The sequence below is a fragment of the Peribacillus sp. NJ4 genome (genome assembly GCF_030348345.1).
Lineage (GTDB): Bacteria > Bacillota > Bacilli > Bacillales > DSM-1321 > Peribacillus.
On sequence record NZ_JAUCFQ010000001.1, the window covers coordinates 2,844,203 to 2,868,454 of the forward strand.

At 35.3% G+C, this 24,252-nt stretch carries 21 protein-coding genes and 3 pseudogenes; 3 read left to right on the forward strand and 21 right to left on the reverse strand.

Annotation, left to right across the window (positions count from 1 at the left end; translation table 11 throughout):
• Positions 1-292: 292 nt before the first annotated feature.
• Positions 293-736 (reverse strand): carboxymuconolactone decarboxylase family protein, encoded by a 444-nt coding sequence (locus tag QUF94_RS14140; RefSeq protein ID WP_289316422.1) that lies wholly within the window; start codon positions 734-736, stop codon positions 293-295.
• Between the two features lie 573 nt (positions 737-1,309).
• On the opposite strand from QUF94_RS14140, the gene QUF94_RS14145 reads away from it, so the two are divergent.
• Positions 1,310-2,080, forward strand: a complete 771-nt coding sequence (locus tag QUF94_RS14145) for a sporulation protein (protein WP_289316423.1) — start codon at positions 1,310-1,312, stop codon at positions 2,078-2,080.
• Positions 2,081-2,306: 226 nt separating this feature from the next.
• On the opposite strand, the gene QUF94_RS14150 is transcribed toward QUF94_RS14145, so the two are convergent.
• The 16 genes and pseudogenes from QUF94_RS14150 to QUF94_RS14220 all read right to left on the reverse strand — a co-directional run bounded on the left by QUF94_RS14150 (position 2,307) and on the right by QUF94_RS14220 (position 17,250).
• Positions 2,307-2,864 (reverse strand): isochorismatase family protein, encoded by a 558-nt coding sequence (locus QUF94_RS14150; protein WP_289316424.1) that lies wholly within the window; start codon positions 2,862-2,864, stop codon positions 2,307-2,309.
• Between the two features lie 218 nt (positions 2,865-3,082).
• Positions 3,083-3,439 (reverse strand): hypothetical protein, encoded by a 357-nt coding sequence (locus QUF94_RS14155; protein ID WP_289316425.1) that lies wholly within the window; start codon positions 3,437-3,439, stop codon positions 3,083-3,085.
• 278 nt (positions 3,440-3,717) lie between these two features.
• Positions 3,718-4,203, reverse strand: a complete 486-nt coding sequence (locus QUF94_RS14160; RefSeq protein WP_134783723.1) for an HIT family protein — start codon at positions 4,201-4,203, stop codon at positions 3,718-3,720.
• Positions 4,204-4,297: 94 nt separating this feature from the next.
• Positions 4,298-4,867 (reverse strand): nucleotidyltransferase domain-containing protein, encoded by a 570-nt coding sequence (locus tag QUF94_RS14165; RefSeq protein ID WP_289316426.1) that lies wholly within the window; start codon positions 4,865-4,867, stop codon positions 4,298-4,300.
• Between the two features lie 602 nt (positions 4,868-5,469).
• A complete protein-coding gene (locus QUF94_RS14170; RefSeq protein WP_289316427.1) occupies positions 5,470-6,039 on the reverse strand; it encodes a hypothetical protein in 570 nt (189 codons plus the stop codon).
• Positions 6,040-6,284: 245 nt separating this feature from the next.
• On the reverse strand, positions 6,285-7,487 hold the full coding sequence (locus QUF94_RS14175) for an IS110 family RNA-guided transposase (RefSeq protein WP_289314851.1): 1,203 nt from the start codon (positions 7,485-7,487) through the stop codon (positions 6,285-6,287).
• Positions 7,488-7,878: 391 nt separating this feature from the next.
• On the reverse strand, positions 7,879-8,331 hold the full coding sequence (locus tag QUF94_RS14180; RefSeq protein WP_230163424.1) for a YfiT family bacillithiol transferase: 453 nt from the start codon (positions 8,329-8,331) through the stop codon (positions 7,879-7,881).
• On the reverse strand, positions 8,291-8,971 hold the full coding sequence (locus QUF94_RS14185; protein WP_230163423.1) for a DNA alkylation repair protein: 681 nt from the start codon (positions 8,969-8,971) through the stop codon (positions 8,291-8,293). Before QUF94_RS14185 ends, QUF94_RS14180 begins: the two co-directional genes overlap by 41 nt.
• Before the next feature lie 362 nt (positions 8,972-9,333).
• A complete protein-coding gene (locus QUF94_RS14190) occupies positions 9,334-9,753 on the reverse strand; it encodes a VOC family protein (RefSeq protein ID WP_144554048.1) in 420 nt (139 codons plus the stop codon).
• Positions 9,754-9,881: 128 nt separating this feature from the next.
• On the reverse strand, positions 9,882-10,328 hold the full coding sequence (locus QUF94_RS14195) for a GyrI-like domain-containing protein (protein ID WP_283901944.1): 447 nt from the start codon (positions 10,326-10,328) through the stop codon (positions 9,882-9,884).
• Between the two features lie 505 nt (positions 10,329-10,833).
• Positions 10,834-10,935 carry an LPXTG cell wall anchor domain-containing protein gene (locus QUF94_RS28800; protein ID WP_142398510.1) on the reverse strand — a complete coding sequence of 34 codons (102 nt, stop codon included), beginning with the start codon at positions 10,933-10,935 and terminating at the stop codon, positions 10,834-10,836.
• Positions 10,936-11,446: 511 nt separating this feature from the next.
• Complete coding sequence (locus tag QUF94_RS14200; RefSeq protein WP_289316429.1) at positions 11,447-12,742, reverse strand: IS110 family RNA-guided transposase; 1,296 nt, start codon at positions 12,740-12,742, stop codon at positions 11,447-11,449.
• Between the two features lie 285 nt (positions 12,743-13,027).
• Positions 13,028-13,450, reverse strand: a pseudogene (locus QUF94_RS14205) (hypothetical protein); the annotation flags it as partial.
• A 396-nt stretch (positions 13,451-13,846) separates the two neighbouring features.
• Positions 13,847-14,755, reverse strand: coding sequence for a macrolide 2'-phosphotransferase (locus QUF94_RS14210; protein WP_289316430.1), 909 nt, complete (start codon positions 14,753-14,755; stop codon positions 13,847-13,849).
• A 455-nt stretch (positions 14,756-15,210) separates the two neighbouring features.
• Positions 15,211-15,705, reverse strand: a complete 495-nt coding sequence (locus QUF94_RS14215; RefSeq protein ID WP_289316431.1) for a GNAT family N-acetyltransferase — start codon at positions 15,703-15,705, stop codon at positions 15,211-15,213.
• A gap of 189 nt (positions 15,706-15,894) precedes the next feature.
• A complete protein-coding gene (locus tag QUF94_RS14220) occupies positions 15,895-17,250 on the reverse strand; it encodes a M1 family metallopeptidase (RefSeq protein ID WP_289316432.1) in 1,356 nt (451 codons plus the stop codon).
• A 401-nt stretch (positions 17,251-17,651) separates the two neighbouring features.
• Between QUF94_RS14220 and QUF94_RS14225 the strand changes: the two are divergent.
• Positions 17,652-18,887: pseudogene (locus QUF94_RS14225) on the forward strand (IS110 family RNA-guided transposase).
• 352 nt (positions 18,888-19,239) lie between these two features.
• A pseudogene (locus tag QUF94_RS14230) lies at positions 19,240-19,416 on the forward strand (NAD(P)H-dependent oxidoreductase); the annotation flags it as partial.
• Positions 19,417-19,682: 266 nt separating this feature from the next.
• On the opposite strand, the gene QUF94_RS14235 reads toward QUF94_RS14230, so the two are convergent.
• The 4 genes from QUF94_RS14235 to QUF94_RS14250 all read right to left on the reverse strand — a co-directional run bounded on the left by QUF94_RS14235 (position 19,683) and on the right by QUF94_RS14250 (position 23,520).
• The gene (locus QUF94_RS14235; RefSeq protein WP_168242889.1) at positions 19,683-20,519 is read right to left on the reverse strand and encodes an alpha/beta fold hydrolase; all 837 of its coding nucleotides are present in this window, start codon (positions 20,517-20,519) and stop codon (positions 19,683-19,685) included.
• 384 nt (positions 20,520-20,903) lie between these two features.
• The gene (locus tag QUF94_RS14240) at positions 20,904-21,533 is read right to left on the reverse strand and encodes an alpha/beta hydrolase (RefSeq protein WP_289318377.1); all 630 of its coding nucleotides are present in this window, start codon (positions 21,531-21,533) and stop codon (positions 20,904-20,906) included.
• On the reverse strand, positions 21,527-22,474 hold the full coding sequence (locus tag QUF94_RS14245) for a ring-cleaving dioxygenase (protein WP_289318378.1): 948 nt from the start codon (positions 22,472-22,474) through the stop codon (positions 21,527-21,529). Before QUF94_RS14245 ends, QUF94_RS14240 begins: the two co-directional genes overlap by 7 nt.
• 104 nt (positions 22,475-22,578) lie before the next feature.
• On the reverse strand, positions 22,579-23,520 hold the full coding sequence (locus QUF94_RS14250) for a ring-cleaving dioxygenase (protein WP_289316433.1): 942 nt from the start codon (positions 23,518-23,520) through the stop codon (positions 22,579-22,581).
• Positions 23,521-24,252: the final 732 nt, after the last annotated feature.

Here is a 24,252-nt window from a genome sequence, read left to right on the forward strand (position 1 = left end):
TGCTTTATTCAATTAAATGGCCCGTTTGTTGAATTGTCGCAATCCAGCTTGTCAACGTTATTGTATCAATCTTTATTATTGTTGCCTTGAAATAAAGTTTGATCAAAAACACCTCACAAACCCGTATTTTATGGTAAATAAGAAGAATCCATTTAAAAAAAAGGATTGATCAAAATGGATTCTTCTCTAGCATATTTAAGTTTTGATTTTATAAAAAAGTTTGATCATTTTCTACCTTTGATCTTAAACAATAGCGCCCTATTGCTGAATATTAAAAATGCGATTTAGGGAATTATTTTTCAGTGGCTCTATTGCCCATTGCAATAGAAATTCTATTCCAAATGTTAATTTGATTAATTATTAGAACAAGGTCAACATACTGTTTCTCATCATAGTGTTCACGTACTCGTTGATAAAGCTCATCTGGAACACGTTTTGTCGGGATTAATGTCACATGCTCTGCCAACTCTAAAGCTATTTTTTCTGCTTCTGTATAGAATTCACACTCTTGCCAAGCACTAACACAGTATATTCTTTGTTCTGTTTCACCCATTTTTCGAGCATCTGCTGTATGCATATTCAAACAATATGCACAGCCGTTAATTTGAGAAACACGAATTTTAATAAGCTCACGAAGTTTTCGTTCGATTGCTGTCGTTTTCGTGTATTTTTCCATATCCATCATAATTTTCATACCATCAGGTGCAATTTCATAATAAGAAACTCTTTGGCTCATAAAGCAAGACCCCTTTGATTTAGTATAAGACTATTATACCCTTACAAGAACATCTGTACCATTTTTATAAAGGAATTGCTCTACAATCTGGCCCTTTTCTGGAATATCATTATGTTATTTTTCCCATAAAAAGTCCTTTAGACAAATTACATCCAAAGGGGCAAAGCTTCGTAACTTTTTTATAAACGTCGTGACTTTATTTTAAACATCGCATCTTTTTTACAAACATCGCGACTTTGTTTTAAATCCACAATTATAAATTATCGAACTTTATTTCAAATGATCAATCTTTATTATAAATTATCAAACTTTGTTTCAAAGCCACATTTATCATATTTATCTATCTGTAGAACTATCTGGTATTAAGATGATCAAAAGCGACATGAAATAGGCTTTTCTCTTATTAAACTAAACTGCCCCGTTAGTTCCATAAGAAAAAGGCTGCTGTAGCAACCCCCTTATTGAAGTAAAGCACCCGTTAGTTGACGTAAACATAAGCGATACGAAAAAAGCGCATATGATGAATCCATTATGCTATGCTAACCATAGACTGACAAAGGGGGAATTATGTACATGTCATTTTTTGATAAAATGAAAGCAAGCATCGGAATCGGTGCAGCGAAAGTGGATACAAAATTAGAGAAAGTTTCATACAAACAAGGAGAAACGGTAAAAGGGAACGTGTTTGTCCTTGGAGGAAACACCCAACAAGAAATCAATGGGCTGTACATCCATGTGATGACACAGGTTTTGAGGGAACAGGATGACCGTACGTATTTAGATGATGTTACCATTTACAAAATAAAGGTTTCGGATGCATTCGTCATTGAAAAAGGCGAAGAAAAGGTGATTCCGTTTTCCTTGCAACTTCCGTACGAAACGCCAATTACTATAGGGGACGTGTCTGTGTGGATGAAGACGGAAATGGATGTGACGTTCGCATTGGACCCTAAAGATAACGATTATATAAACGTATTTGGAAATGAAACAGTCAGTAGCTTCCTAAAAGCAATCGAATCATTAGGGTTTTACTTGAACAAAGTGAAAAATGTACCCTTCAAACGTAGCAAAACGGGTGTCTTTCAGGAATTCGAATACAAGCCAAAGGGCGGTCCATTCCAAAGAAGCCTTGATGAGGTTGAAATCGGATTCGTCGCGGACGCTCAATCCGTAGATTTATTCATCGAAGTGGATAGAAAAGCAAGAGGACTTTCTGGTTTTTTGGAAAGTGCAGCAGGAATGGATGAATCCAAGATCCGAGTGCAATACAAACATTTCCAAAAAGAAAGTGTAGAAACAGCCAAGCAAGAACTAATGGATATACTATCCCGTTATTCTCGATAAATTGGATTTGTTTATCTGCCTTATATAAATCCCATACATCAGTTAAGATCATACCTGTTTCTCTCCAATCTATACCATATTAATAGACAGTATAGACAAAAGAAGAACTATTATACTAGATTAGTAGATTTTTCATTAAACAATAACATCTGTTAGTTAAAGAAGAAAAACTGCCTTAAGACAGCTCCAATCTTCAGCTAACGTACCTGTTAGTTGAAGATGATTATTATCGGTAATTATTGTGAACAGGTTTAAACAAATCTTCATTAGTATTTCTAACAAGTGAAAAATTGTCTACATTATAGTGACCGTGAAGGATTTCATTGTGATGAAGGATTATTTGTTTTGCAGATAAGTTTTTGGAATCAGAAGTAGAATGTCCATCACCAACTAATGTTACATCAAAATGATTGATTGTTGCTGTTCTAACGGCTGTATCAATACAATGTTCCGTCTTACATCCCATTATTACAATATGGTCTACATTGTTTTTACTTAAATGTTCGTGTGATGGAGTGCCATAAAACGAATTTGTGGCAGCTTTATCAAATATGATAGCAGTTGATGGTACTTTAATATCCCTGTGTATCTGGAATCCAGGTCCTTCACCATTTGAAACATCTAAATCTCTTATAAAAACAACGGAGACACTTTCATTTATCGCTTTTTCAATTACAGTATTAATGTTATTAACGATTTTTTCTTTCTCAAAGACTCCTTGTTCTTCTTTATTACCTTCTATTAATTCCTGTTGAGCATCGATTATCAGTAATGTTTGTTTCAATATTTCCCCCCCCTAAAGTTATTAGCAGTTAGTTTTTTCCTGTTATTTATTAAATATCAGATAGTATGTAAGCACTTCTTACTAAGCTCTTTATATTTTCGTCAAATGCTTTACTAATACCTGCTTGAACTATCCCGCCCCTTAGTTCCATAAGAAAAAGCTGCCTTAAAGACAGCTCCGATCTTAAGCTAACGCACCTGTTAGTTGAAGATGAAACACTATTTATTATTTATTAGTTTTCCGCCCTTTGATTGATAAAGTTTCAAGGACTTTCCCAGTTCAGTTCGTGAATAATACTCCACTTCGCAGTAGTAGCTGCCTTCTTCTGCACCCTGATAATTCTCAGGAAACGAAATGCTATGGTTTCCAAAGTTGGCTTCCTGGTGTCCTCCTCTTACGTTACTGAATATAACGATCTCACAGTTCCCATTATATTGTTTCGTCTTATCAGCTAAAACGTTAGGCAGGTCTAACAAAGAATAAACAAATAGGGTCCCTGATAGGAGAAATAAAGAGGCGACTCCAAGAATGTCCTTGATCGGTATCTTATACGAATCTCGGTTTTTCTTTTTCAATTTATAAAAATGCCAAAAGTAAGCCGACATTCCCACAAGCATTACAAATGATAAGATTAGTAAAGAGAAATACTGTGCCAAAATTCTTCAATTCCTTTTTTAGAGTTTCCTCTTATACGTTTTCCGAATCAATGATGCTTCAATTCATTTCTTTCCAAAATAACCCATAGAAAGGAATGAAACCTTATTGAACTATACTGCCCCGTTAGTGCCATAAGAAAAAGAGCTGCCAAAGCAACTCTCTTATCGAAAGCAACTGTTAGTGGGACAAGGAAGGATTAAGTGTATAGTTCTTTTTTTAAAGCCTTAATTCCATCAATTACACTTTTTACATTTTCATCATTATTCAATTTGTTTCTTGCATGGAGCAAAACTGGTCTAACTGATTCTACCGAACGTCCAAAATCGTACATCCATTCATATCGAGGAACCATCCAAGTATGGAAATGGTGGGTAGTATCTTCATTATAAAAGTAATAAACATGTTCAATCCCTAATACTTCCCTTTGAGCTTTTCTAATCTTAGATAGCAAGTTTATGTAATCAACCTTTTCTAAGTCATTTAACTCGTCAAAGCACTTAATATGGCGTTTAGATGCTAAAATTACTAAACCTTTAATGGGATATGCAACGTCTTGGTGAGCATGAAAATATTCAGTTTCGACTATTACACCACCATCCGGCTCTATTTCCCCACTTGTTAAAGCACAACTTAAACATTCGACTTCAACTGTTTTTCCATTAGACAAAGTAATTTCCCTCATAATTCCCTCCAAAAACATAAAATTATCTCTCTTAAAAAGATAAAAATAAACAAACCCTTGTTGAGCTATCCTGCCCCTTTAGTTCTTTATAACATTATGTTAAGAATTGAAGCCATTTGTGTTCTGGTTCGTGCAATTGTATAGCATAATGAAGCCATTTTTTCCTCTGATTATTTAGATTGTCTATTGTCGCCATAAAGTCTTGATGGTCTTTTTCTCTTGTGTTTTTTACTTTATATAAAAGTACAATTTCTGGATTTAGATAAGGAATGCCTGTATCAGAATAACTCCAAACTGACTTAAGTGGGTGAGAAATCGTTAAATCCCTTCTGAATTTCCAATCATTTTTCTTTGTTTCATTTAGAAGAACTTCTAATTTATCTCCATTTGAATTATTCACAGCGTGTATTTCGTGAATAGGTAACTCTAAAAACTCATTTTCCCAAGTGTAAAATTTACCTTTAATAACCTTTTTAAAATCCCATTCTTTAAGATATTCCTTCAGATATAATTGGTCTTCTCGAAATAGTGCAATCTCTATATCGTGATGTTGTCTTGTTTCTCTGCCGATAAAAAGATCAATTGCCCAACCACCTGCAAAGAACCACGTTTTATTAAATCCTGACATTAAAGAAGTAATGTTATGACATTGCTCAAATGACATATGAATCCCCCAGACTAAAAAACTTATATCCTTATCTATTCTTTTTCTATTTTGAAAAACCTCTATACTGAATCCTTATGCAACTAACCTGCCCCTTTAGTTCCATAAGAAAAAGCTGCATTAAAGGCAGCTCCGATCTTCAGCTAACGCACCTGTTAGTTTAAGTACAAACCTTCACAATCTTGCTAACCTGCCACGTGAGCTAAACAATGAAAACAAACTACAATACAAATATCATAGAAGCCATAACTAAAAATGGAAATAAAACAATTAGCAATATTGATACTCCTGTCTTCCAATTATTTTTTATTTGAAGTAATTCCTTCTTAGCCTTTTCCTTATTTTTAATCGACCATATAATAATTCCGACCCAATAAATTGCTAAAAATATATAACTTGAAGTATCCATAAAATCACCTCTTATAACAATTTTCCGTAATCAATGTTTAACAATCATTCTTTCACAAATCTGCCCCTATAGTTGCATAAAGAAAAAGCTGCCTTAAGACAGCTCCGATCTTAAGCTAACGCAATAGTTAGTAGGAATAAGAACTGCAATAACTTTATCAGTATCCAGCTTGTCAAATTTGTACATTTTATGATTACTCTCGAATAAATAACTCATTTCTTTCGATAATCTCACGGCATTTCTCAAATCCTTCTTTTGTCTTGCTATACACAGGGAAACATAGGTCATAATTTCCTATAAAAACTGTATCAAGAGAAGGAAAGAAAAAATTCGAAAAATACAATTCTTCAACTGAAAGGTTAACCAGAAACTTAAGTGCCTCTTCATCACCAATTTTGTATATGCCCTTGTTGATAGCAAACATCTTTCTAAAAATACTAGCCTCCATCCGATTTAAGGAGCCTAGAATGAATTTGAATTGTTCTTTGCTTAATCCTTTTTTATTGAAAAGAACAAATACTTCATTATCTGTACGATAAATCTGAGTTAAGGCACTTATAAATCTGGAACCATACTTTAAATGATGCTGCTCATAACCTAGTAAATCTTGTGCCTCTTGCTCTGTAAGAACTCGATTATATACATCCATAATACCAATATAGGGAAACACCTTTCTTGGCTCCTCGAGAAGATGTGTGTTGAATTTTTTATACTTTGTATATAGTTTTTCAATCTCTTCATTTGTTGCAAATTCTATTCTCAAATTGGTCGCCTCACTTTTCCTTGCTTACATCATTTTATCATTTTCTTATTAAAATAATCTGCCCCGTAGCTCCATAAGAAAAGAGCTGTTCATCACAGCTCTTTAAAGAACTAAACCAGCTAATAGGATGTCAATATCTTTCTCTAAAATTTTCATTTCCCTTATGATATACTATTTTTGTTCATGACAAATAACCCTCCAAAACCCTTTTGGAAGGATTTTTCTCTGTTTCACAAAACCGTTAATCAGGCTAAATCTAGGAATGCTTCTTTTCTCTTTAATAAAGCGTAAATCCAATGAAGAAGTTTATTCATACAGGCAACGATCGCCACTTTGGCTGGCTTTCCTTCTGATTTTTTCTTATCAATGAAAGCTTTAAGCTTTTTGTTTCTTGAACTCCTTATGCCGCATAGCACGGCAAGATACAGGGAATGACGTAGTCTGCTCGAACCTCTTTTAGTAATACGATTAATGGTTGCCGTATACTTACCCGATGAGTGAACACTTGGATCTATTCCAGCGAAGGCAACCAGTCTTTTCGGATGATTAAACCGATCGATTTCACCAATTTCAGAAATAATTGTGGCTGCGATTTTTTCTCCGATACCTGGAATCGATTGGATGATCTTATATTCCTCAATTTCATTTGCCAGGGCCACTATACGATCTTCCAAATCAGAGAGGTGTCCCTGGTAATGAAAAAGCAACTCAATATACATACGAAGATTGATTACGTGACTTTGATACACATTTTTTTGGTATGGATTTCGAGATGCGGAGTCCATTATTTTTTTGGCTTTTTTCCATGCCCATTGACCCGATCGGCTAGGACAGAACTCTATAACACTCTCTGCTAGTTTACTTTCCCCGGCTGTTAACACCACCTCTGAAGTGGGATATTCCTTTAATATCAATAAAGAAACCCTTGAATATAGATCCCCAAAAACCTTCCGGTATTCAGGAAACACTTGATCTAAAATGGTGTGAAACTGAAGTTTAGCTTCCACATACATATTCGTTACGATTTCCTGTTGTCTGGACAAATTCCGAAGGTCTAATAGCTGAATTCCTCTAATTTTATGAGGTTCAAAATCCTCTTTGTAATACAGCACACACAACTGGTACGCATCGATAGCGTCTGTTTTTACCTTCCGTAAACTGGTCTTCTTTGCCTGATAAGAAATAATCGGATTTAGTAAGATATATAGAATCCCTTGTTCCTCCAAGTATTGAATAACAGGAGTATGGTAATGCCCTGTAGATTCTAAAATGACCATAGGCATCTGCCCTGTCACCTCTTCAATCTCTTTTAAAAAGTCTAAAAAATGATCTAATTCCTCTTTGATGTGCTTCATTGAAAAGCTCTTCCCATACGGTTTAGATTGATCTAAAAATGCCTGAACTTGACTCTCTCCTTTTGCCACATCCAGACCAACAACTGGATTCATTGTTTTTCCCTCCTCTACATACTTACCAGTACCCCTAGTCCTCCATGTAGTGTCATAGCTTCGCTTGTTATACGAGATCTACGTCCCAACCAGCCTCAAACATGTTTCTACAAATAGGGGGCGGACTGTTTAGTTCACGGGATCAAGTCCCACGCACCCGTACGTCCTACCCTGGCTACTGATATAATAGATTCTATTAAAAAAAGGTCAACCAGTAAAAACTGGCTAACCTTATAATACGAACGCACCCGTTAGTTGAAGAAGAAGAAGAGGAGCTTTTTCCACAATCGCGCCCGATAATTGAATATCAATCAGCTTCTATTAACTGGTATAATTGGATATCCCTCTTGAATTACCATGCACTTTGATATTCCAAAAATGTACTCTAATATTAATTATTTAAAGCTAGTTGCATATGTGCAAAATGGTGGTTACCATGCCATGCGTAAAGTGCGATACTTTGTTCAATTCGCATTTTACTACCATCAGGATATTGATATGTAAGCTGTAATTGGGGAGCTGTTAAATTTTCAAGTAAATATGTCCAGCGTTCATGAAGACTTTCCAATAGCTGCAAAGAAACTTTAACAGGCAGATCATAATCTGTTAGCTTTGCCCATTCACTTTCTTCATACGTTTTAACCACTGGATTTTCTTTCGTCAAAGCTAATTTCATTCGCATATAACCATTTAGATGGCTATCGACAATATGATGAATAAGCTGACGTACATTCCAGCTATTTTCCCTATATGTTTTTGACAATTTTAATTCATCAAGGGATACAGTTAGCGTACTCAAACGACTAGGAAGTGTGGAAATTATTATGTCGTTTGTTAACTTCAATTGTAATGAACTCCGGCAAATAGCTGGGAGTACATCCTTTTGCTACTATTTCATCTTTGTAAAGACCCGTTTTCTCACCAAGTTTAATACAACGTGCACGATTCTTTTCATCATAAACGCCTATCCAGCCTGCGGTGAAATTCATAGCCCATTGAACTTCCGGTTCTTCCTGCGTAATATTAGCTTCTAATGCAGATAGCAAGTATGCGGTGTTATCAGGCGGTGTTTGTCCAGTCCATCTCAATCGCCCTTGATAATACCAGAAAGCTCGCCTTTGCAGAGCAGAAGGACTATTTTCCCATGACTCCATCAATGCAATTTTCTTCTTGTCTTTGGTGAGCTGATTAGCCATTAACCAATCCATTAAGTTATTTCGCTCATCAAAAGTGTGAGTCTGCATATCCTTATCAAGCTTATTTAGCACATCTTGTGAAAGAAGTTTTTTGTCCATAATTAAGATTGCTAATAGTCTGGGCAAAAACTCTTCGGTTGACCAAAGTTCCATAGCTAGTTCGTGATCTTTTTTAATGTCCTTCGCGATTTTTCGTAAGTCGCCTAGCTTAGTTTTACTATTGATCTGAGGTAGAATGTTTTCTGCTTTTGAAAAGCGTTTTATTTCTGTACCTTTATTTTCATTCATTTTATACAACTCCTTTATTAAAGCACTGTTTCATAATTGTCCTTGACGGGATATATCAAGAACTTAATTTCGTTATAAGTCTTATTGCAGTGGTGTGCCTCCAAAGTTAATATTGTAGTATATATCGTATTAAAGCTTTCTCCACCTATAATAGAAGAGCAACCATCTTTAATATAATAATAACATTTACTTCCTTTTAATTGGATACGAAAAGAGCATTCCTTTTTAAAGAAACGCACCCGTTAGTTTAAGTGAAATGTTTCACATAATTATCTTTTAAATTCATCTTCAACTAATATAGGAATACACCATAAAAAGAAAAAAATGCAATAATCTTTTTTGATTATTGCACCAAGATATTTTTATTGGTTAATTAAGAATTTGTCTTTGAAACTTGGACTTAATTCACTCCAAACATCGAATTTGTTTCCATCTAGATCGAAGAAAACAAAGTTCCTTCCTGAGTGTCCCCTATCTTCAATTTCTCCAACTCTCATTTCTTTATTAACAAATTCATTATGTAACGATTCTAATGCACTTAATCCATTAACTTCAAATGTCATCGAGAAACGTTCCTGACCATAAACATCATAGAAATTTGAGGTTTGGTCCATATTTGATTTAACTAAGAAGATGCTTTGATTTGCAAGGTTAAGAATTGCTTTATCATCATCCTTATAACTTAACTCAGCACCTAAATTAATTACATACCATTCTGTAGAAAGTTCAACATTGGTGACTGGGATATAAGTAGTTCCTACTCTTAATAGTTTTTCACTCATCTTACTTTTCTCCCTTCAATAACTTTCAATATTACTTTCTATACCTTATACATATTTCCCCTTTTTATTAATGTTATTTTATTCAACTAAACTCTCTGTATGTTGAAGAAGTTTTTGATTTATCACTTTTAAGCTTGAATTGGTAAGTAAATCTGTACCTCTTCTTCTCCTTCCACCATAGGGTGATAGGTCTCTATTATATAAGAATCAAGATCTCTTTGATAATCTTGTTCTTCTGCCCAATTCAATAAATTCAAATGAAGTACTCCCAAATTCGAAATATTTCCTCTTGTTGTTACGTAACTTTTAACCGTTTCAATATAATCCATTCCTGATGGTACTTCATTTAATTTCTCACTTACGACTAGCCCTACATAATAATGACCTATCCTATGTTCCTCATTCTTTTTAGGTTCAAATAATGCAATTTCAGTTTCTGTTGAATTTAGGATTTCGTTTGAGCGACTTAAAAGTTGCTTTGCAAGCAATGGGACTTCATTATCAAAGTTAACAAACTCCCCACTACCTTTTAATCCAACAAGCTTAAATTCTTTTTTAACCTTCTTAAAGGACATTTTAATCTCTCCTACTCAATTATATAGAAGTTCCATAATATTCTAATTTAATCATTCAACAAAAAACCCTTACTTCCTGCATAGAAGTAAGGATTTCATACTGGTTTATTCAACTGTTATTAAACTAAACTGCTCCGTTAGTTGCATAAAGAAAAAGCTGCCTTAAAGACAGCTCCGATCTTCAGCTAACGCACCCGTTAGTTTAAGTGTATTAAATCACAAACTTAGCTTGTTTTGTTTAATAAGAGAGATGTGCTCATTGAATAAGAAAAAGGCTTTACTCTTTATTGAAGTAAAGCCACACGTTGAACAAGTATATTAGATTAGTACATAAATCAAAACTATAATTCCTATTAACATAACAAAAAGGGCACTCAAGAACCATTATTTATTAAAGATTTCCATAAATTCTTTTTCTCATTCTCATTAATTCTCATACAAAACCTCTTCCATTTTACTATTTCTTAATGAAGTAAAGCACCCGTTACTTGAATTAGAAATTTAATTAGCTTTTCTTGGTCTTCTTAAAAAATAAATAACCAAAAACACCTAAAATTAATGCTATACCTCCGAAAACAATAACTTGATATATAATATCCCCTAACATAACCTGTTCCTCCTATTCTAAAAAAACATTTCCCTAAATCTATATACGAGATTTTTCCTAAAAAGGTTTCAACTGGTAGTTTGATTCTAAAAGTCTTATTAAACTAAACTCCCTCAAGAAACTAAACACAATCTCACGATTGCTCTAGAATTCTTAGGATTTCATAGTCATATCAATAACCGTTATCTATGTAAGCTCGGCAATACTCCTCAAGAATAGGGATTTACCGAAAAAAGTGCATGCTAAACTAGCCAATCATAGGAAAAAATTGGTTAAAGTGATGTCATGATCGCACTTTAGGATATCCACATGTCTCATGGAGGTCAACCCTCCCATGTCTCACAGAGTCGATGCTCCTACATTCCTTCGTTCAACCTTTCCATGAGGTGGATGTCGGTCATGCTGCCCCACAGGATCTAAGTCCTCACGTTAGTTGCTTTGCCGACTAATCCGTGCTTCACTTTTAAATAAGTGTTAATTAAATGACCGTGTAACCTTAAAATTCAATGAACTATGCGACTGTTTGATGGTCTACAAATGTTGCCATATGAGGGATATCCTTTAACATCTTGTCTTCTTGAAACGTAAATTGTTTTTTACCGATTGAAAACAGAATTCGAATAAGCTTGTTACACAAAGCTATCAGAGATTGCATTTTCTTTAAGGGATTGTGAGAACGTGTTGTGTAATATATATGAAGAGCTTTAAAAGCCTTGTTCTTTGCCACCAGTATCATGGCTGCCCGGAATAAGAGAGCCCTTAATTTCTTTCGTCCCCGTTTGGTAATCTTGGTCTGACCTTTGTGCTTTCCGGATGTGTTTTCTTTTAAACTTAAACCTGCTAATTTTACGATTTGGCGAGGATGTTGATAGTCTCTGAGGTCGCCGACCTCTGCGAAAAACCCTGCTACTGTATCTCGACCGATTCCTGACACCTCTAACATCTGTGTGACACCTGGGATATGGTCTAATAACTGATCTAATTGATGATCTATTTCTTCGAATTTCATTTGAATAAAATCATACTTCTCTAGTAAAGCTCTCAACTCTAATTTCGCCATAGCTGCCCCTTGACGAATACCAATCGAACGATTGGCTGCTTCTTTAAGTGCTCGTATCTTCTTTAAGCCTATACTGCGTTTTACCACTTGTCTTAGGGAAAGTAAGAGCTCTTCATCCGTATACTTTACAAGTTCATGTGGCAAGGCTTCTAGCTTTAGAAAATGAATAGCTGCCTTGCCTTCCCAACTTTTGAACACCGTCAAAAATTCGGGAAAGTAACGATCAAGCCAGTTATGAACTTGTCCCTGAACGACCTGTAAATCAACGTTGAGAAGATCGCGAAGTTTTTTGGCCACTCGGAGTTCTGCATAAATTCCTCGTGGAATTGTTGGGTCGGCGTATCTTCCGTCTTTGACTAACTGTGCGATGACTTTTGCATCTTTCACGTCATTCTTTGTAGGTGAATTATCGTCTAATTCTTTACTTCGTATAACATGTAGTGGATTGACTGATACGAACTTAATATTATTCTCTTTTAGAAGATGAGCTAGATTTAACCAGTAGTGACCGGTTGGCTCCATCCCTACAATCACTTGATTTAACTTACACCCTTTAACAAGTTGGGTAATCCAATCTAGAAACGAATGAAATCCTGCTTTCGTATTTTCAAAGAAACACGTTTTACCTAGTTCCAATCCTCTAAAATCTTGTGCTCTCGCGACATGATTGTGCTTGGCTATATCCACTCCGACAATTAAGGTTTCAGAAGTAATTTGAGAGATTTTATGATTTTGGTTATAATTCATTGTGAGACCTCCAAATAGATGTATTGTCCTTTTTAGCTGGCCAGCTCAGGACACATTCATCTTATCAAGAGGTCTTTTTTCGTTCAAACCTCATTTTCAGTTATTACAGGAATGCTGCCCCGTTTGTTGCATAAGAAAAGGAGCTGCTAATCAGCTCCTGGTAATGAAGTAACGCAACCGTTAGTTCATTAAGAAAAGCGATTCTTATTAAAGAATCGCGCCCTTTAATGGAATAGCCTTATTTCTGAAGCAATGCTCATTAACTCGTTAATTGCCGGGCAGTTGGATGCCGCGCCAGCCGCTTACATCGCATTGGCCATATTCATTATCACCCACAGCAACCACCGTGCCGTCCGATTTAAGGCCGACGGTATGGGCACAACCCGCCGCAATCGCCACAATATCGCGCCAATCACTTACATTACATTGGCCATACTCATTCCAACCCACAGCCGCCACAGTACTGTCAGATTTAAGACCGATTGTATGAGCATTACCCGTGTTCGTCGCCATATGAACATTACCAGCCGCGACCGCCACAATATCGCGCCAGCCGCTTACATTACATTGGCCATATTTATTATCACCCACCGCCGTCACCGTTCCATCAGATTTAAGCCCTACGGTATGACGACGACCCGCCGCTATGGTATCTTTAGGCCACCGTTTCACCTTTAACACCGCTTCTTTCGGTGAAATGTAATCCATGTTTTACCTCCTTGAATATAAGCAACCCTGCAGTTACGGTTGCTCGTCAAATGTAAGCAACTGTATGGTTGTGTGATAAAGGAACCATATCTAACTGTCCTTTTAGTTTATTCCATTATCTGGCCCTATTATTGAATAAGAGAATTGGCATTCTTAAATAACTTTATTTGTATTTAACTATCCTGCCCCGATAGTTGCATAAGAAAAAGCTGCCTTAAAGACAGCTCCGATCTTCAGCTAACGCACCTGTTAGTTGAACAAGAACTCATTAATTTCACTTAAATTCTACTTTCTTCATGAATCAAAGAAAAAGCTCCAGACAAATAATCTAGAGCAAAAGCATAGTGACTTTATTTTAAATCCATATCTATAAATTGTTTATTCTTATAGACATGACTATGCATCGATTATTTGCAATGCCTGCTTTGCCATTTGGAAATACTCATCACTACCAGATACAATGGCAAATTCTGCAATCGCAACTGGATATGCTGCCTCTAATTCAATAATATGCTCTTTCATTTTAGGCCACACATATCCACCTGCTTCTTTATAGGCATTGATTAACAATTCGAGACCATCTTCTCCAAATGTCCTGTAAAGTACAGCAAAATCATTCGATACATCTGATACCTTCGCTTCAGTCCAATCAATTAAACCAGTTACATTTCCTTCCTTATCAATCAAAATGTGTCCTGCATGTACATCGCCATGAATGAGTCCTGTTTTCATCGACCACATTTCATTATTCTGTAACCATTGCTGCCACCGAGTCCACAGTGTATCACCCACGCCAAATTCTTCTCTCACAGCATTCATTCGTTCTTTCATTGACTCTCTTGCTTCTTCAGGTGTATGAACAGTCAATCCAACATTCATCGCCTTTTCTATTGGAACATTATGTAAAGCTACTAGTGCTTTACCAAGTGTATTGTAAAAACAATCTGGCACATTATTGATATCAAGTTCCCAGACATAACTTTGAATCTCGTGGTCTATCGTACCTGCCGGTATTCCATTTAATTTTTTATATGCAATCAATTCGTTGGTATAAATCTTCCAATTCGGGGCTTCAAAAACAGTGATATGCTCTTTCACCAAATCTAATGCTTTTTTCTCTTCCGCTGTTCGTGGCATAACATCTTCACGTCTAGGTAATCGCAGCACCCATTCGTTTTCTTGTTGGTCAACTGCAAATACTACTTGAAAGTCCACCCCTGATTCATTAAACTCTAAAGAATCCTGGTTTAGAAGCAAGCCATCTCTAGCAGCTATTTCTAAAACTTCTTTTTCCGATTTACTCATTTCTTCACTTCCTAATCGTTAATTTAGAAAATGCGGATTTAACACGATAAGAAAATTCCCAGAGATTGGGGATCGCCAATTTTAAGAACTGTCTTATCATGAGCCTTGACCTCATCTACTAATAATTTTAGATGGTATTCAATATCATAGTTTTTTCTTTTAACACCCACCTCCATTTCTCTTTATTTGGGTACTTATGTGGCAAGTCATTTTTATTATTATCCCTTAATGAATTACTTACAACATACCCAATACTAGTAACCCAATAAATATTAATAAACATACTCCAACTCAATTTCATAGATCCAGTTTTTCATCCCCCTCCTATCTTACAATATATGACACATCTATTAAAAATTCCTTCTTAAACAAAACTGCCCCGATAGTTGCATAAGAAAAAGCTGCCTTAAAGACAGCTCGGATCTTCAGCTAACGCACCCGTTAGTTGAAAATTTCTAACTGGAAGAGACGTTATATATCATTGTCCAAGATGTTCCTGATGAATCACATTGTTCAAATCCAAGTTTCTTATAAAGTTGTACAGCCTTAGTGTTTTTAGGGTCAACGCTCAAAGATAGTGATGTATAACCATCTCTAGAAGCTGTTTCAAATAACTTTTCCATAAGCAGGTTACCTATTCCCTTACCTCTTACTTTATTAATTACAGCTATACCTAGTTCAGGAGTATTATCATCAACATATCCATAACCTTTTTGATTTTCTGCAAATAGTCGATACCATGCAGCACCAACAGGTAAATTATCCTCAAAAGCAATTATTGCTCTATCACCTTTTCGTCCCCATCCCTCACTATATTTTTTGATATGTGGTAAATTTAACAGTTCTTCTTTAGGTGGCTTATTTTCAGGAATATAAATAGCTTCATACATCATATCCGTTAAAAAATCTAAATCATTCTCACTTTGTTCCAAACTTTTTACATGTATCAAAATTAATCACCCCATTTGTTACTAATTCGACATAGAAATTTTATTACCTGTTCTTCAACTAACCTGCCCGATAGTTGCATAAAAAAAGAGCTGCCTTAAAGACAGCTCTGATCTTCAGCTAACCACCCGTTAGTTGATCCAAGGAAATAAATGAGTTATATTAAATGACTTTAATGTAAATTCTCGTTGTCATTCATCTAATAAAATCCAATCTTTAAAATAGACGTCATCTTTTAAGTTCAAATAGTATTTTGAAAATCTTACAAACTCTTGAGTATCTACTTCTTTATATTGATAATGGTCATAATAATTTTCGAGAAAATCTTCAGCTTTTAATTCCCCGCCATTTTCCTGAAAAACTTTCCAGAGCATTGTGGAAGATTTCCCATAAATATAATTACTCTGGTCGTTAGAAGAGTATTTATCTAGTGGTAAGTTTACAGGTAAAGTTAATTCCTTAAAGAGCTCTTCATCAAAGGAAATATCATTACCTTGATTTGCATAAAACAACAAAGTAGCGAGGTCTGTTATACCTTCATCCAGCCAGGCATCGTGATAAGGATCATTACTTATAACCCCATAAAACCATTGATGAGCAATTTCGTGAACGACTATACGCTTTAGATGTTCAGGACTTTCAAGACGATTATAAATAGAACCAGCTGTTACTACACCTGGATATTCCATTCCTAATTCATCTAAAATAATATCCAGTTGCTTATGAGGATAAGGTCCAATAGTATCTTGAAAGTAATTCATTGCTTCAATAGCCATCTCGCTTATTTCTTTATGTAATTCTTTCCTTTCATCAACCCCAAATACTCTTATTTTAATGTCATCTGTCTTCTTTTGGATCACATTCGGTTCCTTCAATAATGAAATATAAAAATCTTTTAAGTTTTCCTCTTCTAAAACGCCTGTACGTTTACTTGGATACCTATCATTATCGCTGGATGAAATTATGGTTAAATCTTTTGGCAATTTGTATTGTATTTTGAAATCACTAAATGCAGTATGATAGGTCTCACCTTTAAGCCGATACGCTTCCTTATTCCATTTATGGTTTCTATATGTGGCAATCATAGGATACCATTGTGCTAAAAAATAATTATTTTCATTTTTAGTAAATCTTAGACCCTTCTCTGGAAGAGTGAATTCATACTTAATGTCCACAACTACATTTTGATTTGGTTCTAATTTTTCATTTAAAGGAACTGTTAACGTATCCTTTTCAAGATTGAACTTTACTGTTTTTCCATCAAGATTTATGCTTTCGACTTTAACAGTAGATGGTTTTTCTAAGTATGAATTAGTTTCAGTAAACATATTTGGAATATAAAACACTAACTGTTCCCATTTATCAGTAGAGATATTCTTTATTGAAGTAGTTGAATGGATTTTAAAGTTTCCTTCTACATCCATTTCCATATTAATATCGTACTCAGACTCGCTACCTGGAGATAATCCTTTTGGTGAAAACTCTTCCTTACCCTGTTTAACCGTTGAAGTGCTTGGAAATTTCATCTTTTCAGTTCCATATATCATCCATATAGAACCAGTTACAACTAATAGTACGCATATAATAATTAATCTTTTAATCTCTTCACCTCATTATATTTAATTTTAACTAGGTAAAGACAATACTTCTTCAAAAAAATGTAAATCCCTTCTATTTTCTTATGGAACTATCCTGCCCCTTTCGTATTATAAGGTCAACCAGAAAATATTCTGGTTGACCATTTTTTATATGGTTTTATTATAACGGTAGCCGGGGCAAAACGTACCTGCTCATGGGGATAGACCCCGTTAACTAAACAGTTTGCCCCCTACTTGTAGAAACATGATTAGGCTGGTTGGGACGTAGATCTCGTATTACAAGCGAAGCTGTGACACTGCAAGGAGAAATAGGGGTACCGGTAATCCACTAGATTAGGAGGAGATTTAGAATGAATCCAGTCGTTGGTCTGGATATTTCAAAAGGGGAAAGTCAGGTTCAAGCATTTTTGGATAAGGGTAAACCTTATCAAAAGAGTTTTAAAATAACTCATACTGTTGAGGGGCTTAATTTACTTGTAGCGTTTCTTGAGGATGTAAAGAAAGAGGCTGGTCAGAAGCCTTCAGTCGTTTTAGAAGCCACTGGACATTATCAAACTCCAGTCGTTCATTACTTGGAAGAACGAGGATATTTATTGATAATCATTAATCCATTGATTTCATATAAGGCAAGAGGATCAAGCTTAAGAAAGGTAAAAACAGATGCGATTGATGCCTATCTTCTCTGTGAGTTGTTTTATAAAGAAGAGTTAGAGCCATATAAAAAGCGTGGAGTCCAGTTATTGAACCTTCGTAATCTCACAAGACAACATGAAAACATAACTGGCGTTATGATTTAAACAAAGCTTCAATTTCAGGCAGTGCTTGAACAAGTGTTTCCTGAATATAAAGGAGTTTTTGGAGATTTATATTCTGTGGTGTCACTCTTAACTCTTTTAGAGTTCCCCTCTTCAGAGGACATTTTGAAGGCAAGTGAAAAAGCAATTACAGCAAGGATATTTGAGTTATGCAAGAGTAGATCAATTAAATGGGCAAATGAAAAAGCGATTCAGCTTAAAGCTGCGGCAGCTCGTAATCCTTTTGAAAAGACAGTCTATCAGAGTCATATTTTAAGCCTTGGTATGTATATAAATATTCTTCTTCAGTACAAAGAGCATCTATCAAAGTTAGAGGCAGAGATAGACGCCCTTGCTAAAGAAATTGAAGAATATACTATCATCAAATCTATCCCAGGTATCGGAGAAAAGATCGCAGCAACGATTATTTCTGAAATTGGTGAGATAGATCGATTTAATCATCCTAAAAAACTTGTAGCTTTCTCTGGAGTTGATCCTAGTGTATTCGAATCTGGTAAGTTTACAGCTACCAAAAACAGAATCACTAAAAGAGGTTCTAGCAGACTTCGACACGCCTTATATATGGCAGTTCGTTGTGCTATTCGTGACTGCCGGAAGTCTAAGACAACTGATGAAATTATCCCTCGAAATAAGAAGCTACGCGTGTTTTATGACAAGAAGCGCGAGGAAGGAAAGCCTTATAAGGTAGCCGTCATAGCCTGTGTAAATAAGCTCTTACACTGGATTTTCGCTCTATTAAAGAACAAAATGACTTTCCAAGATATTGTTTAAAATTTATATTTAACTAAATAGAACAAAACCTTCCAAATAAGAGTCTGAAGGAAGGTTATTTGGTATGCCTATTTTTAGTATATCACGTATGTTTTTATCTTTTTATTGAAAAATGTTGACAAACTATTAGCTGGTTTAATTCAATAAGAAAAACCGAAATTAAAATCATTTCGATTCATCTTTTTATAAACGGTTTAACTTTTTTATAATAGGTTTAAAACTACAGTTGCGACCCGAAAAGCTTGGGGTAACACTCTCCTTTATGAAAGTACCTGTACTAAAAGTGCATACTTACATAATTGCAGTATAAACTTTATACTCAAAATAAATAATACTTAAGGAGGACAAATCTTTGAAAACTCTTGTTATCGTAACACACCCAGACATAGAAACATCCGTCATTAATAAGCGATTGGTAGAAGAATTCAAAAAATATCCAGAAAAGTATACTGTTCAAGAATTGTCTAAGGTTTACCCTGATGGAAACATAGATGTAGAAAAAGAACAAAAGTTGGTTGAATCGCATGGTAAAGAATCTCATAACCGGACACAGCTTATAGTAAACAAAAAAGAAGATAAACACTACATTCAGTAGATGTTCATCTTTTTTTTTTAAAGGGGTATTTGTCAACAGCCCCAAACGAAGATCCTTTTGTGCTGTTTTTTCAACTAAAGTGAATATGGATAAGGAGTTATTCCACACCTGATTCATACGATATTATTAAGATTTTTTCTACAACCTTATAAAAAACAAAGAATGCTCTTTCTCATTTAAGTAAAACTGTCATTACTTTATTAATCTTTTAAAAATGTTAGTAACGCTTCATTAAATTCTTTTGGATGAGTTGCGTTTAATCCATGTGGACCACCCTTTATTAGAGCGAGCTTACTACCAGGAATGGAATCATATGTACGTTTTCCACTTAACTCAAAAGGTACAGTTGCATCAGAGTCACCGTGAATAATAAGAGTAGGTATATTGAACTTTTCCAAGTCCTTTCTAAAATCTGTCTTACTAAAGGCCGTTATACAATCGAGCGTTCCCTTAGGTGAGGCACTAGCTGCAATATCCCGATTATATAAACGGAATGGCTCACTAACTAAATCTGTTTGATTACCCGCCGCGAAAAATCCCTTCGTAAATTTGTCAAGAAATGCAAGGCGGTCATTTATCACGCCACTTTTGAATTCTTCAATTGTTGCATCATCTAATGCTCCTTCAGGATTATCCTCTGATTTGTATAAATAAGGAGGAACTGCTCCAGCAAAAACAGCCTTTTCAATACGATCTGTTCCATACGTACTAATGTATCGAGCTACCTCACCTCCACCCATAGAAAAACCAACAAGTGTAACATTTTGAAGATCTAAATGTTCTAACAGTTTATGTAAATCAGAAGCAAATGTCTCATATTCATATCCTTCCCACGGCTGAGATGATTTTCCAAATCCTCGACGATCATATGTTATGACTCTGTAACCTGCTTCAATAAGAGCTGGCACCTGATATTCCCAAGAGCGTCCACTCAAAGGCCAACCATGTATTAAGACAACGGGTTTCCCTGAACCATGGTCCTCATAATAAAGTTCAATTGGAGCATGATTTTCATTACCTACAGTAAATTTTGCCATATAAATTTCCTCCCATGACTTTTCATTATTAAACCTATTCTTGCTTCTCTAATCAAAAAAACTCTTTACTCCAAAACATTTAAAATATTTTTTTGCAAAATGTTTATAGGATTATTATATTCCCTACTATCGAAATTGTAAAATTATTCAAAAAATATTAAATCAATTAATATTATTAGATTACAATTTATTTGTTTAATCCATGGTGTGTAAATTATTGAAAATATTGAAGAACTTAAACTGAAAAATCGAATTAGAGATTTCTAAGCAACTCCAATTGGGGTATCTTCAATTAAGTTAGAATTAGGAATCACAGCCCTTCCTAAAACATCAAGGCTTATTTATCGATTTCACTCTGCAAGTTTTAAGTTATTTACAAAAAATTTAATTTGTATTACTAAAGTTTAAAAGACCCCTACGATACCAGTGAGCCGCAGCTTCAACTTCATCAACAGTCAATTGATGCCCCCTATTATCCCAATGAATTTCAACTTTTGCATTAGCCTTTTCAAATAAGGATTGAAGTTCAGTAGATTCCATCGGCGAACATATAGGATCATTTTTACCAGCAGCAATAAATACTGATTTTCCTGACAAATCAGGAAGAACAATTCCTTTTCTCGGTACCATCGGGTGATGGAGAATGGCTCCCTTTAATGCATTTTGATAGTGAAATAATAAACTAGCAGCTATATTAGCTCCATTTGAGTATCCAATAGCAATCATGTTTTCTCGATCAAAATTATACTTTGCAGCAGAATCATCAAGAAACTCATTTAATTCTTTTGTACGGAAAATCAGATCTTCCTCATCGAATACTCCTTCAGCTAATCTCCGAAAGAATCGAGGCATTCCATTTTCCAATACATTTCCGCGGACACTTAGCACTGAAGCCTCGTCATCAATTCTTCCCGCTATAGGTAATAAATCTAATTCATTTCCGCCAGTACCATGTAGTAATAATAACGTTGGTTTCGTTGAATCTTTACCCTTATTAAATATATGTTTCATGATTGATCTCCCTCCAGAACGCGAACTTCCACAGTAGGTAAGGCTTCTTCTAATTCTTCTCGTTTTGGCTCCAGCCAAGATGGTAACATCAGTTTATTTCCAAGGTCAGCGACAGCTTCATCAACGGAAAAGCCTGGCGGATCTGTCGCTATTTCAAAAAGGATACCACCTTGTTCATGGAAATACACAGCCTTGAAGTAGTTTCGATCACGAATCTCAGTCGGATAATACTCCTTATCTTGAAGAAGTGTTCTCCATCTCAAAAGATCTTGGTCATCCTTTGCCCTCCATGCGATATGGTGAACAGTTCCAGCCCCTTTTAACCCGCGAACCGAAGGTGTTAGCTTAATATCAATTGTATTTCCAAACTGACCATCCGATTTAAACCTAAGGAAGCTCGCTTCTTGCCCAAGACATTCGAGCCCTAATACGTTTTCAAGCACATTCGCAGTTTTATTAGGCTGAGTTGAAATTAAAATAGCACCACCAAACCCTTTAATTGCAACCTCTGAATCGACTTCTCCAAAACTCCAATTATTTTTTGGCCCTTCATTTCGTTCCACTAATTCAATTTCGAGACCATCTGGATCTTGAAATTGTAAATATTTTTCTCCAAAACGTACTGATTGAATAAACCTAATTCTAAATTTTTTCAAACGATTTTCCCAAAATTTAATCGATTGATTCGGGATGATAAAACTGGTTACTCCAACCTGTCCTGTTCCAATTCGACCTTTTAACTGCTTTGGCCACGGAAAAAAAGTTATAACAGATCCAGGTTGACCAGTATCATTTCCAAAATAAAGATGATAGACTTCTGGACGATCAAAGTTTATCGTCTTTTTTACAAGTCTTAACCCCAGTATGCCAGCATAAAAATCAATACTTCTTTGGGCATCGTTCACCATTGCTGTTATATGATGGATCCCTGTTGTTTTTTGCAATCTCACCATTCCCATTCTTTTCATTACTTTGATCAAGAAATTAATTAGGACTCTCTATGGAAAAATCTCACCTAATTTTGCATAATTTGTACCAGCTAAACAGCTCACAACTCTAATTCTCTTACCTCAAATGGTAATAAACTTTGTTTAATCTGCCCTCTAGACTGTTCATACTGCTCTGGCAACATTAATTTTTCTCCCATCGTCGCTTCAGATTCATCGTGAGCAAATCCTGGAGGATCTGTTGCAATCTCAAAGAGAATTTCCCCGTGTTCTCTAAAGTAAATCGCATTAAAATAGTTTCGATCTCGTACAGGAGTTACCCCATATCCGTTTTCCTCAACATATTTTTGCCATTCCAATTGGTCTTGATCATCCTTTGCCCGCCATGCAATGTGGTGTACGGTTCCAGCACCCATTGTCCCGCGTCCTATTGGCGTTAATTTTAAGTCAATGACATTGCCAATTTCTGCTGAAGTACGGTAACGTACAAAGTCGCCTTCCTTGCCGATTAATTCTAGTCCCAATATGTTTTCTAACAATACAGCCGTTTTGTCAGGATGGGTCGATAATAAAGTAGCACCGCCAAAGCCTTTAATAGCTACCTCAGGTGTTACCCCGCCAAAGGTCCATATATTTACTTCCCCTTCTTCCCTTTCAACAATTTCCAAGTGTAGCCCATGAGGGTCATCAAATTCCAAGTATTCCTCGCTAAAGCGCTCCCTTACAGTAAAAGGAATATTGAAGGATTCCAGTCTTTTTTTCCAGAAATTCATAGCTCCTTTTGGAACAACATAAGATGTAACGCCTACTTGACCATCACCAATTTTTCCTTGACTAGCTCCTGCCCATGGAAAAAATGTCATGATTGTTCCTGGTTTTCCACCCTCATTACCAAAATAAAGATGGTAGGTACCTGGGTCATCAAAATTGACAGTTTTTTTCACTAAACGTAAACCTAATACACCTGCATAGAAATCAACATTCTCTTGAGGATGACCAACAATTGCAGTAATGTGGTGAATACCCATCGTTTTTTTACTCATTTTATTTTCACTCCTATTTTTATTTCTGGTTAGACACTAACCTTAAAAGCATCGCCAATTTGTCGATAATTATATATACGACTTTATGGGTGTTTTTTCCTTTGTCCGAAGTTTTTTATTGTCTATAAATATTAGATCTTTAATTTTATTAAAAATAGAAGCATGGAAATTATTCACAATACCCATTATTAAGTAAGTTGGTTAAATAAAGGGGTATCGCCCAACATTTTCGATATTAAAGTGATATTGATGATATATAATTTCAAATGATTCATATGAAATAGGTCAGAAGGAGAAAAAAGTTATAGTTGAGGTTGACATTATTGAAGTTTTTACCAGGAAGCTATATTGAATTAGCGATTACTATTTGAAATAGCAAGAAGATTCACCTTTATTCAATCAGAGAAGTAGATAACTTTGCAACAACGACTAATTTTTACCACTTACTTGAAATTGAATAGTGCTTTTAAGTTTACAGGCACTCTCCCACTACTGCTGATATGTCATTACCTCCTATGGTTTTTGAATTTTCCTAAGTAAATCTAGAAGCTGTTTTTTTTCCTTGTAATTCAAGTTGGAAAATTGTGATGCCTGAAATTGTTCTTGTTTTGAAACAACTTCACAACTGGATTCATTGTTTTTTCCTCCTCTACATACTTACCAGTACCCCTAGTCCTCCATGTAGTGTCATAGCTTCGCTTGTTATACGAGATCTACGTCCCAACCAGCCTC